Below are 13217 nucleotides of genomic sequence, written 5' to 3' on the forward strand. Positions count from 1 at the left end.
CCTGTGCAAAAGCAGCGCAACGGCACGCTGCGGTAGGTCGAATTTTCAATCGAACAGGGCCTCAGGCCATGAAAGCAATACTTTTGATCCTCGCCGCGATGCAGGGGGGCGGCGTGGTGCTCATGCTGATCATCCTCTGGCAGCGCCGCCATCGGTGGAAAGACGGGTAAGGACCGCGAGTTGGGTGCTGCATGCACGCAGGGAGCAACAGGTCGGCTGTCTGCTCAACCCGCAAGCGCAGTACGCACGCCATCGATCGACACCACGATCCCTGGCGACGTGTCGTCGATTTCCAGTGCCGTCCCCATGAAACGATCGGCCTCGATCTCTCCGGTAGCGGCCAGCGCCGTTCGACCGATGCGACGGATGTCCATCAGGCTGTGGTGCTGGGCGCTGGCCAGCACGATCTTTTGCGGATACTTGTTGTCGTGCGCGCGCCAATGCTGCTGGATGGCCGCGATGACCTGATCGTAGATGCTGCTCATGCTGGTATTTTCACGGTGTTTGCGGTCGCTTGCGCGGCTATAGTCTGCGCCTGCAGGCCCTACGCGCAGACTTGGTCCGTGTCGGCCCCCATGGCGCCTTACTTTTTCCCTTCTTCAGCTGCCGGGTCCCAAGGCTCGGCTTCCGTCATGCAACTCCAGGAACTTCTCTACACCCAAGGCTTTGGCACGCGTCGCGTGTGCTTCGGTCTCGTCCAGCAAGGCCTGGTGACGGTCGATGGCCAAATCGTCACCGACCCGTCCGCCGATGTGGATGCCGTGGAGGGATTGCCTTACACCGTGCAGGGCACCGCCTGGGAATACCATGAAAAAGCCTATCTGATGCTGCACAAGCCTGCGGGCACCGAATGCTCACAGAAGCCATCGACTTACCCGAGCATCTACACGCTGCTGCCTTCGCCGTTGCGCTTGCGTCCCAACAAGGGTGCCGTGCAAGGCGTGCAGGCCATCGGACGGCTCGATCAGGACACCACCGGGCTGCTGCTGCTCACGGACGACGGGCAATTCATTCACCGGATGGGGTCGCCCAAGCACCATGTGCCCAAGGTCTATGAGGTCACGACCAAGCATCCCATCGACGATGCGCAGGTTGCGCGGCTGCTGGGGGGTGTGGTGCTCGACGACGATCCCAAGCCCGTGCGTGCGGCGGCCTGCGAGGCGGTGGCGCCGCTGCACTTGCGGCTGACGCTTACCGAAGGCAAGTACCACCAGGTCAAACGCATGCTGGCAGCGGTGGGCAACCGGGTCGAAGGGTTGGATCGATCCCGGATCGGCGACCTGGTGCTGCCCGCCGACCTCGCGCCTGGCCAGTGGCGCTGGTTGACCAGCGAGCAGGTCGATGCGCTGAAAACGGCCAAAAAACACACCTGAACGACAGGACGTGGGGGGCATGCAGGTCAGCCAATCGCAAGTGTTGGGCGTTAAAGTCAAATCCGCTGTCACCGAATGATTCCCTTGCGCCTTACTGCTTCATCGCCCAGCCGCTTCGCGGCACTGTTGCTCGCCCTGTCGGGTCTGTGTTCCCTGGCCGTTTCGGCCGCCGAGCGCCCACCGCTTTTCGTGCTCAATTCGCTGGACGCGACAGTCAGCGTGATCGATCCCGTGACATGGACGGAAAAGCAACGGATTCCGACCGGCAAGGAGCCTCATCACATCTACATGACGCCCGACGAGAAATCGGTCATCGTTGCGAACTCGGCGGGCGATTCACTCACCTTCCTCAATCCCCGCACGGCTGAAGTGCAGCGCGTCGTGTACGGCATCATCGACCCGTACCAACTGCAGTTTTCGCGAGACATGAAGTGGTTCGTGACGGCGGCCAACCGCCTGAACCACGTCGATATCTACAGTTGGGACGGCAAGGACCTGAAGCTGGCCAAGCGCATCGCCACCGGCAAGACGCCCAGCCACATCTGGATCGACGCGACCAGCACGGTGGCTTACGTGACCATGCAGGACAGTGACGAGCTCATTGCGGTCGACCTGCGCACGCAAACCATCCGCTGGCGCATGCCCACCGGCCCCATGCCTGCGGACATCTTCGGCGTGCACAACGACCGCACTTTGCTCGTCGGGCTCACTGGCGGCGATGGCGTGCAGGTGTTCGACGTGGCTGGCGCGCAGCCGAAGCTGATCGGCCAGATCCCGACGGGCAAGGGCGCCCATGCGTTTCGCGCCGCCGGCGACGGGCGCAGTGTCTTCGTGAGTAATCGTGTGGCCAACAGCATCAGCCGTATCGACCTGCAGTCGCTCAAGGTGACCGACAACTACCCGGTGCCCGGCGGCCCCGACTGCATGGATGTGTCGGCCGACGGAAAGACGCTCTATGTCACCTCGCGCTGGGCCAAGAAGCTCAGCGTGGTCGATCTGGCGAGCCACACCGTGACCCGCCAGGTCAACGTCGGGCGTTCGCCGCACGGCGTCTGGACGCTCGACCATGCCAACCGTTGAGTGCGCGGGACGTCGCTGGCAGAGCCGGCTGATGCTCGGGGCGCTGGTACTTGCCCTTGCAGGCAGTGCGCTCGCTCAGAGCGCCTGCCAGAAGCCCGTCTATCTGACGCTCGACACGGGCCACATGGGCATCGCGCCGCTGGTGGCCGAGGTGCTGCATCGTCAGAACGTGCGCGTGACCTTCTTTGCGGCGGCCGAGCGCACGCAGACCGAAGGCAACAGCCTGGACGACCACTGGGCGCCCTGGTGGAAAGCGCGCGCGGCCGAGGGCAATGAGTTCGCGTCGCACACCTACGACCATGTCTACTGGCGCGCAGACGACAAGGATGGCTTCCGGGTACAGCCCTCGGCCGGCGCGCAGAACGGTCAGAAGCTGACCTGGACTGCCGCGCAATACTGCGCGAACATCGACAAGGCCCGCGACCGGCTGGCACAGATGACCGGCAAGAAGCCGTTGCCGCTGTTCCGAGCGCCGGGTGGCAAGACCTCGCCCAAGCTGCTCGCCGCGGCCAGGGCCTGCGGCTATGCGCATGCAGGCTGGTCGCCCGCCGGCTTCCTCGGCGACGAATTGCCCAGCGAAACGTTCAGCAACGAGAAGCTGTTGCGGCAGGCGCTCGACCGCATTCGGCCGGGCGACGTGCTGCTGGCGCATCTGGGCATCTGGTCGCGCAAGGACCCGTGGGCACCGGCCGACCTGGAGCCGCTCATTGTCGGGCTGAAGGCCAAGGGCTTCTGTTTCGAGACCTTGCGCCAGCATCCCGCCTACCGGGACTGGATCGCCACGCATCCCTGATTCTTTGATTTCGACCTGCAGGAAAGACGCGCATCGTTCATGGAGTGGTTCACAGACCTGTTCGCCAACGTACAGCAATGGCTGTTCGAGGCCGTGGTGCAGCCTTTGGTCTATGCGGTCGGCCTGGGTGGCTGGGTCGAAGACGCCTTCGACGCGACGGGCTGGCTGATGGTGGGCCTGATCCAGGTCCTGGTCCTGATGGCCGTCATTGGCCCGCTGCAACGCTGGCGACCCGTTGAACCGGTCGTGGACCGCCGTGCCGTGCGCACGGACATCCTGTACACGCTCATTCACCGGCTGGGCCTGTTCCGTCTGGGCATTTTCTTTGCCATGCAGCCGCTGTTCGATCTGACGATGGGCCTGTTGCGCAGTCACGGCTGGGGCACGCTGCATCTGGACGAACTCTGGCCTGGCGTGACCGACGTGCCGTGGATCGCGTTCGCCATCTACCTGGTGGTCCTGGATTTCTTCGAGTACCTGATTCACCGGGGACAGCATCATTTCAATTGGTGGTGGGCACTGCATTCGCTGCACCACTCCCAGCGCCAGATGACGATGTGGAGCGACAACCGCAATCACCTGCTCGACGATGTCATTCACGACGTCATCATCGTGGTCGTGGCGCAGTTGATCGGTGTGGCGCCGGGCCAGTTCATCGCGTTGGTGGCGTTGACCCAGCTCAGCGAAAGCCTGCAGCACGCGAACCTGCGGCTCTCGTTCGGACGGATCGGCGAGCGGCTGTGGATCAGCCCGCGCTTTCATCGGTTGCACCATGCCATCGGCATCGGTCATGAGCGGCGCGGACCGCAGACGCTGGGCGGACGCAATTTCGGCGTGTTGCTGCCCTGGTGGGACATGCTGTTTCGCACGGTCGACTTCGAGGCCCGCTATTACCGCACAGGCGTGCGCGATCAGGTCGAGCCCGATGCGTACGGTCGCGTGCGCGACTACGGGCGCGGCTTCTGGGCGCAGCAGTGGCTGGGCCTGCGGCGTCTGATAGGCCGCGGCTGACGCCAAAGGGCGTGCGTGGCGTTATCCTCGGCACCCGATGCGTCTTCTTCTCGACTCCTTCTGGCGTGCCGTCGCCTACTGCCTCCTGCCGCGGGTGATCCTGCTGTCGCTGGCTCCATTGGTCGTGATGATCGCACTGGCGGCCGGCCTGTCCTATTTCTACTGGGATGCAAGCGTTGCCTGGACGCGCGGCGCGCTGGATGCTTGGCCGTTGCTGTCGACCGTCTGGGGCTGGATCGGCAATATCTTCTCAGGGGACGTCACCGCGTTCCTTGCCCCCCTGATGGTGGTGTTCGCGGTCACGCCGATGATCGTCGTGCTCTCACTGTTGATCGTCGCAGCGCTGATGTCGCCGGCACTCACGCGCCTGGTCGCCGACCGGCGCTTTGCCGGGCTCGAGCAGAAGAAGGGCGCTTCGATGCTCTGGAGCATCGCGCGCTCCTTTGGGTTGACGGTGCTGGCGATGCTTGCGCTGGTGGTGTCGATGCCGCTGTGGCTCATTCCGCCCTTGGTGCTCGTGCTGCCACCGCTGATCTGGGGCTGGCTGACCTACCGTGTGATGAGCTTCGACGCGCTGGCCGACCACGCAAGCGCCGAGGAGCGCGCCACGTTGCTGCGGACCCACCGCCTGCCTTTGCTGGCCATCGGCGTGCTCTGTGGGTATCTGGGCGCCGCACCGAGCATCGTGTGGGCCTCCGGCTTGCTGTTCGCGGCTGCGTTCTTCATCCTGATCCCCCTGGCGATCTGGATCTACACGCTGGTCTTCGCATTCTCGGCGCTCTGGTTTGCCCACTACGGCCTCGACGCGCTGGCTCAGTTGCGAGCACAGCGCACTGCTGCGGCATCTTCCGCACCCCTGCTGCCTGCGGACGCGCTCGACGCTGAACGCAGGCTTGCCTCATCTCGGGAAATCACGTGACCCCCACTTTCGGCCTGATCATCGTCGGCGACGAAATTCTCTCCGGCAAGCGTCTGGACAAGCACATGCCCAAGGTCATTGCGCTGCTGGCTGCCCGTGGCCTTCAACTCGGCTGGGCCGAGTATGTGGGCGATGTGCCCGAGCGCATCACCGCTGCGCTCGCGCGGGCCTTCGCATCCGGCGACGTGGTGTTTTCGACCGGCGGCATTGGTGCCACGCCTGACGACCATACCCGCCAATGCGCGGCCCGAGCGCTCGGCGTGCCGCTCGCTCTGCATCCGGAGGCTGAATTGCTCATCCGCGAACGCATGCAGGACACGGCGCGCGAGCAGGGGACGGCCTACGAGCCCGACCGCCCCGACAACGTGCATCGCCTGAACATGGGCGTGTTCCCCGAAGGTGCATCGATCATTCGAAATCCGTACAACAAGATCCCCGGCTTCAGCATGGGGCACGTGCATTTCGTGCCCGGTTTTCCGGTCATGGCTTGGCCGATGATCGAATCCGTGCTCGACGACCGTTACGCCGACCTGTTTTCGACCGGTCAGATGCTCGAGAAGTCGGTCGTGGTATTCGGTTCGATGGAAGCGACGCTCACGCCTCTGATGGAGGCCATCGAGGCCGGCCATGCGGGCGTGAAGGTGTTCAGTCTCCCAAGCGTCGATCATCCCGAGCACGGCCGTCACATCGAATTGGGCGTCAAAGGCCACGCCAGCGTCGTTGATGCCGCGTATGCTCAGTTGCTCGACGGGCTGCGCACCTTCAATGCTCAGCTGGGACCCGAATTGGTGCGCTGAAGAAGAATGCACCAATAAAGTGCTTTCATGGCTGTTTTTGGGGATTTGCATGGACAACTGGCACGCGGCAGGCCCCCACGCAATGGCACAGAAACTGCATTCCTACCGTTCGTATTTCTAACTACCTATCCAACCAGGAGAAACTGATGGCAAAGACCGTCGCCGATGTACTCAAGCTCGTCAAGGAAAACGAGGTCAAGTTCATCGACTTTCGCTTCACCGACACCCGTGGCAAAGAGCAGCACGTCACCGTGCCGGTCTCTGCTTTCGACGAAGACAAGTTCACCTCGGGCCACGCGTTCGACGGCTCGTCCATCGCCGGCTGGAAGGGCATCGAAGCCTCGGACATGCAGCTCATGCCCGACCCGAACACCGCCAACATCGACCCGTTCTTCGAAGAAACGACGCTGATCCTCACCTGCGACGTGATCGACCCGGCCGACGGCAAGGCCTATGAGCGCGATCCGCGCTCGCTGGCCAAGCGCGCCGAGGCGTACATGAAGGCTTCCGGCCTGGGCGACACCGCCTTCTTCGGACCGGAACCCGAATTCTTCGTGTTCGACGGCGTGCGCTGGAAGAATGACATGTCGGGCTGCTTCGTCAAGATCGACTCCGAAGAAGCTTCGTGGAACACGGACAAGGAATACGAGCACGGGAACACGGGCCACCGCCCGGCTGTCAAGGGTGGCTACTTCCCGGTTCCTCCAGTCGACAGCTTCCAGGACATGCGCTCGGAAATGTGCCTGGTGCTCGAATCGCTCGGCATCCCGGTCGAAGTGCATCACCATGAAGTGGCCAACGCCGGCCAGATGGAACTTGGCACCAAGTTCAGCACGCTGGTTCAGCGCGCCGACTGGGTCCAACTGCAGAAGTACGTGATCCACAACGTGGCCCACGCCTACGGCAAGACCGCCACCTTCATGCCCAAGCCCATCGTGGGCGACAACGGCTCGGGCATGCACGTGCACCAGTCGGTCTGGAAAGACGGCAAGAACCTGTTCGCCGGTGACGGCTACGCCGGCCTGTCGGAATTCGCGCTGCACTACATCGGCGGCATCATCAAGCACGCACGTGCCCTGAACGCCATCACGAACCCTGGTACCAACAGCTACAAGCGCCTGGTGCCCGGCTTCGAAGCCCCGGTGAAGCTGGCCTACTCGGCCAAGAACCGCTCGGCCTCGATCCGTATCCCGTTCGTGGCCAACCCCAAGGGCCGCCGCGTGGAAGCGCGCTTCCCTGATCCGCTGATGAACCCGTACCTCGGTTTCGCCGCGCTGCTGATGGCTGGCCTCGACGGCGTCGAGAACAAGATCGATCCGGGCGAGGCTGCTTCGAAGGATCTGTACCATCTCCCGCCGGAAGAAGACGCGCTGATCCCGACCGTCTGCCACAGCCTCGACCAGGCGCTCGAGTACCTCGACAAGGATCGTGCGTTCCTGACCAAGGGCGGCGTGTTCACCGACTCGTACATCGACGCTTACATCGAGCTGAAGATGCAGGAAGTCACGCGTTTCCGCATGGCGACCCATCCGGTCGAATTCGACATGTACTACTCGCTGTAAGCGGTTCTCCGCCCAGGCAGTCAAAGGACGGCGCAAGCCGTCCTTTTTCATTGGGCGGAACCCGCCGCGTCCCCGCACATTCAGTCCGGTTCGCGGCATGCACGAAAATCCGGTCTCATGTTTCCGACGACCCCTTCATCCATGAAATTGATCGCGTTGCTGATCTTGCCTGCGGCCACTGCAGCGTTCGTGTTTCCCGCCATGGGGCAGGAACGTGTCTGGCGTTGTGGCAACGAATACACCAACAACGCAGCAGTGGCCGGCCAACGCAAATGCCAGGTGATGGAGGGCGGCAACGTGACGGTGATCCAGGGCACGCGGCCCTCGGGTGCGCGCGTTCAGCCGGCGCCCAGCGGTGATCCCGGAACCGGTTTGGCCGCATCGCGCGCGCCCTCGGGCAGCCCGCGCGTTGACGCCGCCGAGCAACGCGCGCGTGACGGCGAAGCGCGCAGCGTGCTTCAGGCCGAACTGCGGCGCGCGGAGGCCCGGCAGGCCGAACTGCAGCGCGAGTACAACGGCGGCGAGCCCGAAAAGCAGGGGGCCGAAGCACGCAATCACCAGAAGTACCTCGACCGCGTGGCAGAGATGAAAGCCGCGCTGGCCCGCAACGACATGGACATCGCCGGTATCCGGCGAGAACTCGGGCGCCTGCCGCCCTTAGGGAACTGAGATGGCATTCGGCAAACCCGCGGCGCCCAACAAGCGCTTTCAGAGCTTCGACCTGCTCTCCACGCTGATCGCTGTCGTCAAGATGGACGGCGCTGTGCTCTTTGCCAATGCCGCGCTCGAAGACGCGCTGGGCACCTCGCGCCGCACGCTGGAGGGTTCGCGCTTCGGCGTGTGTTTCCAGGAGCCCCAGGTGCTGGCGACAGCGATCGAGGGTGCGCGGAGCAACGACTTCGCCACGCTGCGTTACGAGGCCCATCTGCGTCGCTTCAATCACGAGCCGATGCCGGTGCTGGTGACGCTCGCGCATGGTGACAAGGCAGGTGAGCTCATCATGGAGATGTCGCCGCTCGAGCAGCAGGTGCGCCAGGACCGTGAAGAACGGCTGATCGACCAGGCGCAGGCCAACAAGGAGCTGATCCGCAATCTTGCCCACGAGATCAAGAACCCGTTGGGCGGCATCCGCGGCGCGGCGCAACTGCTGCAGATGGAAGTCGAGTCGCGCGACCTCATTGAATACACCCAGGTCATCATTCACGAGGCTGACCGGCTGCAGTCGCTGGTCGACCGGTTGTTGGCACCGCACCGCCGGCCCCACGTGGTGGGCGATGTGAACATCCACGAAGTCTGCGAGCGGGTGCGCTCGGTCATCCTGGCCGAGTTTCCGCGGGACCTGCACATCGAGCGCGACTTCGACGTGTCGATTCCGGAATTTCGCGGCGACCGCGAGCAGCTGATCCAGGCCACGCTCAACATCGTCCACAACGCCGCGCAAGCCCTCGCAGAACGCCGTGCGGCCGGCGATGCGTGCATCACCTTCAAGACGCGCATCGCCCGTCAGGTGATCTTCAATAAACAGTGGTACCGACTGGCACTGGAATTGCATGTCATCGACAACGGACCGGGCGTGCCGGACGCCATCAAGGACCGCATCTTCTATCCGCTGGTGTCGGGCAGGGATGGCGGAACAGGGCTCGGACTGACGCTGGCTCAGACCTTCGTGCAGCAGCACCATGGGGTGATCGAGTGCGACAGTGTCCCGGGCCGGACCGATTTCAAGATATTGATACCGCTGCCATAGCAGCAAGGCGACAAGGAGCTGCATGAAGCCGATCTGGATAGTAGATGACGACCAATCGATCCGCTTCGTGCTGGAAAAGGCGTTGCTGCGCGAGGACTTGCCCACGCGCAGTTTCACCAATACACGCGAAGTGCTGGCCGCCCTCGAGGCCGCGGCCGACGATGAAATGCAGGGTCCCCAGGTCCTGGTGAGCGACATCCGCATGCCGGGCGGTTCGGGCCTGGACCTGCTCGACAAGATCAAGGCCAAGCATCCCGGCCTGCCCGTCATCATCATGACGGCCTTCTCCGACCTCGACAGCGCCGTGTCGGCCTTTCAGGGCGGAGCTTTCGAATACCTGCCCAAGCCCTTCGATCTGCCGCGCGCGGTCGAACTGATCCGCCGCGCCGTCGACGAGAGCCAACGCGAGGAGGTATCGGAAGAGCGCATGCAGGCCGCGCCCGAGATGCTCGGCCAGGCGCCGGCGATGCAGGACGTTTTCCGTGCCATCGGACGGTTGTCGCAGAGCAACGTGACGGTGCTGATCACCGGCGAATCGGGCTCCGGCAAGGAGTTGGTCGCGCGGGCGCTGCACAAGCATTCGCCGCGTGCCAATGGGCCTTTCGTGGCCATCAACACTGCGGCCATCCCGAAGGACCTGCTCGAGAGCGAACTCTTCGGGCATGAGCGCGGCGCCTTCACGGGGGCGCAGACCATGCGCCGCGGTCGCTTCGAACAGGCCGAGGGTGGCACGCTGTTTCTCGATGAAATCGGCGACATGCCGTTCGACCTGCAGACGCGGCTGTTGCGCGTGCTCAGCGACGGGCATTTCTACCGCGTCGGTGGTCACAATTCGGTCAAGGCCAACGTGCGCGTGATCGCCGCCACCCACCAGGACCTGGAGCAGCGCGTCAAGCTCGGTGGGTTTCGCGAAGACTTGTTCCATCGCCTGAACGTGATCCGCCTGCGGTTGCCCGCCCTGCGTGAGCGCGGCGAGGACGTGCCTGCGCTCACGCGCCACTTCCTGCAGCAAAGCGCCAAGCAGCTGGGTGTGGAGCCCAAGCGCATTTCCGATCCGGCGCTCGTGCGTCTGGCGGCGTTCGGTTTTCCGGGCAATGTGCGGCAGTTGGAGAACATCTGCCATTGGCTGACCGTGATGGCGCCCGCGCAATTGATTGAAACCAAGGACCTGCCGCCGGAGGTGATGGCGGTGGGCGCCAGCGATGCCTTGCCGATGACGGCCATGCCCGCGTTGGCTTCGACGGTCGCCGCCACACCGATGGCGGCCACGATGCCTGTCGGCGCACTGCCTGCGGCAGTGTTCGACCACGAGATGCCTTTGACGGCGCCTGCAGCCTTGCCCGGAGCCATGCCGAGCGCCGCCGCCATCCACCTTGTCGATGCCAATGCGGTTGCTTCGGCGGGCTGGGAAAGCGGGTTGGAGGTCGAAGCCCAGGCATTGCTTTCGGCCGGCCACACTGACGTGTGGGATGCGCTCTCGCGCCGCTTCGAGTCGCGGTTGATCCTCACGGCTTTGGCCAACACGCGCGGCCGCCGTATCGAAGCCGCGCAGAAGCTCGGCATCGGGCGCAACACCATCACCCGCAAGATCCAGGAACTCGGCTTGGAATGAACGACGAGGTTCAGCGGTCGCGCTGGCCCTGGGTCAGCGTGTCCAGCTGGAACTTGTCGCTGCGGTCCCATAGCCACGTATCGACATAGGTGTGGCCGCCCAGCCGTCCCGGGTTGGGCAGGGGAGACGCTGCGCGGATCAACGCTTCGATTTCTGCGGGCACTTCGGGCGCATGGCTGGGCACACGGGAAAAGTAGACGCCGGTTACGCGGCCGGTGGCGTCGATGTCCGTTTCCACCACCGTGATCGCGTGCATGAGCGGTGGCAGCTTGCCCTTGAAAATCCGGTCCGAATAGACCTTGTAGAGGTGGTTCGCCGCCATCTTGCGGTACGCGCGCACCGCCGGTGTCTGCGCCGTGATCAGGCGCACGCTGGGTACGCGTGCCGAAGGGCCGCTGCCACTTGCGGCAGGGAGGGTCGGGTCGTCATCCTTGGACATCGACGCGTCCCCGCCCGCTTTGTTGGGCCAACCCGCGCATCCGGCCAGGCAGAGTGCGGTGACCAGCGCCGCAGCGGCTCGCACAGGAATGAGGCGGCAATACCCCATTTCAGCCGGCCAGGGCAAGGTCCAGCACCACGGGTGCGTGGTCGCTTGGCTTTTCCCACTTGCGCGGCACGCGGTCGACCACGCACCCCACCGCCTTGGGCACCAGCGGTGCGCTCACGAGGATGTGGTCGATGCGAAGGCCCCGATTCTTCGGATAGCCGAGCATGCGGTAGTCCCACCACGAATAGCTCTTGGCGGGTTGTTCGAACAGGCGAAACGCATCGGTCAGGCCCAGGCCCAGCAGCGCCTTGAAGTGTTCCCGCTCCTCGGTCGTGTGATGGATGGTTTCTCGCAGCCCGTCGGGGTCGAAGCTGTCCCGATCTTCCGGCGTGATGTTGAAGTCGCCCAGCAGCACGAGCTGCGGATGCATGGCCAGTTCGGCCCTCAGCCACTCGCGCAGTGCGTCGAGCCACTTCATCTTGTAGGCGAACTTTTCGCTGCCCGGCGCCTGTCCGTTCACGAAGTAGCCATTGACCACGCGCACGGGGCCGGCCGGTGTGTCGAGCGTGGCGGCGATCACGCGCGATTGCTCGTCGGTGAAGCCTTCGATGTTGCGCGCCACGTCGCGCGAGGCGGTGCGGCTGAGGATGGCGACGCCGTTGTAAGTCTTCTGGCCGAACACAGCCGCCTCGTAACCCGCGGCCTTGAGCACGTCGAGCGGAAACTTGTCGTCCGTCATCTTGAGCTCCTGCAGGCAGAGCACGTCGATCGGGTTGGCTGCCAGCCAGTCCAGCACATGCTGGAGGCGGGCGGTGAGGGAGTTGACGTTCCAGGTGGCAATTTTCATAAGAATCCTAAATATTTGTTTTTGTTGATTTTCGTTTCACTGGCATTTTGCCGGGCGCTGCCAGCACTCCCAGCGTATCGATTGGCGGCCGGGGGCGGCCCCACCCGATATGTACGATAGCGAACAGACGAGCCTTCCATTGTTGGTTACACCGGGCTGTGGCTACGTTTTACTTTCGGGCCGACGGGAGAGTCTGATCTCTGTTTGCTCACTCACTAACAGAAAGTTGGCATGACGCAGTTCCATGAATCGATTACTGAGTCAAGCACCACAACGGCATCCGCACCGGACGAAGAAGGCGACGGAATCACCTGCTACTTCACGGATATTCCTACAGCCGGGCGCTCCTCGGACCGCATTGCGCAGATCGTCGGGACCACCTTTGCCGCGATCGAGCAAGCCCTGTCTCCCATCCTCGGACAGCGTGGTGTTGCGGCGCTTTACAAGCGGTCGCTGCACCTCGCCAAGAAAAAATATTCTTGGCTGCCTGATTCACCAGCGAGCGACAGGACCGCCATCGATGTCTGTTCCCTCATGAATGCCCTGGCCCAGCAAGAGCCCATGGACGCAGGGAAAGCTGGGACCGCTGTCCTCAGAGACTTCTATGCGCTCCTCTCCAGCTTGATCGGTCCCTCGCTCACCGAACGCTTGCTGCGACCTGTCTGGGTTGATTTTCTGAGCGGATCAACCACACAGGACGAAACGCGATGACAGGCAAGCTGGTCATCAACCGGCTCAAGACAGGCGTACCCGGCCTCGACGACATCCTCGGGGGCGGATTGCCCGAATACTCCTTCAATCTGATCGCCGGGCAACCGGGCTCAGGCAAGACCACGCTTGCGCACCAGATCATGTTCGCGCTTGCTACGATCGATCGTCCGGCCATTTATTTCATGAGCTGGCCCCTTGAATGACAGGACACGGTCTATCGCTTATCTTTGAAGATAGGAGTAGGACTGTGAATACGACTAGGAATACGGATACCGTCG

15 protein-coding genes are annotated in these 13217 nt (G+C 63.4%); 12 read left to right on the top strand and 3 right to left on the bottom strand.

The features are described 5' to 3' along the window. Positions 1–224 precede the first annotated feature (224 nt). On the bottom strand, positions 225–485 hold the full coding sequence (locus J2W36_RS02095; protein WP_307688000.1) for a hypothetical protein: 261 nt from the start codon (positions 483–485) through the stop codon (positions 225–227). A gap of 147 nt (positions 486–632) precedes the next feature. Here J2W36_RS02095 and J2W36_RS02100 point away from each other — a divergent pair, with 147 nt between their 5' ends. The 10 genes from J2W36_RS02100 to ntrC all read left to right on the top strand — a co-directional run bounded on the left by J2W36_RS02100 (position 633) and on the right by ntrC (position 10894). Next, on the top strand, positions 633–1373 hold the full coding sequence (locus J2W36_RS02100; protein ID WP_307688001.1) for a pseudouridine synthase: 741 nt from the start codon (positions 633–635) through the stop codon (positions 1371–1373). A gap of 75 nt (positions 1374–1448) precedes the next feature. Continuing rightward, the gene (locus J2W36_RS02105; RefSeq protein WP_370869237.1) at positions 1449–2453 is read left to right on the top strand and encodes a YncE family protein; all 1005 of its coding nucleotides are present in this window, start codon (positions 1449–1451) and stop codon (positions 2451–2453) included. Next, entirely contained in the window at positions 2440–3246 is an 807-nt protein-coding gene (locus J2W36_RS02110; protein ID WP_370869238.1) for a polysaccharide deacetylase family protein, read from the top strand. The genes J2W36_RS02105 and J2W36_RS02110 overlap by 14 nt, the downstream gene beginning before the upstream one ends. Positions 3247–3285: 39 nt before the next feature. Beyond that, the gene (locus J2W36_RS02115) at positions 3286–4257 is read left to right on the top strand and encodes a sterol desaturase family protein (RefSeq protein WP_307688002.1); all 972 of its coding nucleotides are present in this window, start codon (positions 3286–3288) and stop codon (positions 4255–4257) included. Positions 4258–4294: 37 nt separating this feature from the next. Beyond that, positions 4295–5176: an EI24 domain-containing protein gene (locus J2W36_RS02120; protein ID WP_307688003.1), complete on the top strand. Its 882-nt coding sequence runs from the start codon at positions 4295–4297 to the stop codon at positions 5174–5176. After that, complete coding sequence (locus tag J2W36_RS02125; protein WP_307688004.1) at positions 5173–5973, top strand: competence/damage-inducible protein A; 801 nt, start codon at positions 5173–5175, stop codon at positions 5971–5973. The genes J2W36_RS02120 and J2W36_RS02125 overlap by 4 nt, the downstream gene beginning before the upstream one ends. 146 nt (positions 5974–6119) lie before the next feature. Further along, positions 6120–7535, top strand: coding sequence for a type I glutamate--ammonia ligase (gene glnA / locus J2W36_RS02130; protein ID WP_307688005.1), 1416 nt, complete (start codon positions 6120–6122; stop codon positions 7533–7535). A gap of 141 nt (positions 7536–7676) precedes the next feature. Then, the gene (locus J2W36_RS02135) at positions 7677–8204 is read left to right on the top strand and encodes a hypothetical protein (protein ID WP_307688006.1); all 528 of its coding nucleotides are present in this window, start codon (positions 7677–7679) and stop codon (positions 8202–8204) included. A 1-nt stretch (position 8205) separates the two neighbouring features. Beyond that, positions 8206–9282, top strand: a complete 1077-nt coding sequence (glnL, locus tag J2W36_RS02140) for a nitrogen regulation protein NR(II) (RefSeq protein WP_307688007.1) — start codon at positions 8206–8208, stop codon at positions 9280–9282. A gap of 22 nt (positions 9283–9304) precedes the next feature. Next, positions 9305–10894 (top strand): nitrogen regulation protein NR(I), encoded by a 1590-nt coding sequence (gene ntrC, locus J2W36_RS02145; protein WP_307688008.1) that lies wholly within the window; start codon positions 9305–9307, stop codon positions 10892–10894. A gap of 10 nt (positions 10895–10904) precedes the next feature. Here ntrC and J2W36_RS02150 read toward each other — a convergent pair whose 3' ends face one another. After that, a complete protein-coding gene (locus J2W36_RS02150; protein WP_307688009.1) occupies positions 10905–11333 on the bottom strand; it encodes a hypothetical protein in 429 nt (142 codons plus the stop codon). Between the two features lie 109 nt (positions 11334–11442). Further along, entirely contained in the window at positions 11443–12228 is a 786-nt protein-coding gene (gene xth, locus J2W36_RS02155; RefSeq protein WP_307688010.1) for an exodeoxyribonuclease III, read from the bottom strand. 231 nt (positions 12229–12459) lie between these two features. On the opposite strand from xth, the gene J2W36_RS02160 reads away from it, so the two are divergent. Then, positions 12460–12939, top strand: a complete 480-nt coding sequence (locus tag J2W36_RS02160) for a hypothetical protein (RefSeq protein WP_307688011.1) — start codon at positions 12460–12462, stop codon at positions 12937–12939. Next, positions 12936–13142, top strand: a complete 207-nt coding sequence (locus J2W36_RS02165) for an RAD55 family ATPase (protein WP_307688012.1) — start codon at positions 12936–12938, stop codon at positions 13140–13142. The genes J2W36_RS02160 and J2W36_RS02165 overlap by 4 nt, the downstream gene beginning before the upstream one ends. The last annotated feature ends 75 nt before the right edge of the window (positions 13143–13217 follow it).

Origin of the sequence: Variovorax ginsengisoli (assembly GCF_030811835.1) — a bacterium.
GTDB classification, from domain to species: domain Bacteria; phylum Pseudomonadota; class Gammaproteobacteria; order Burkholderiales; family Burkholderiaceae_C; genus Variovorax; species Variovorax ginsengisoli_C.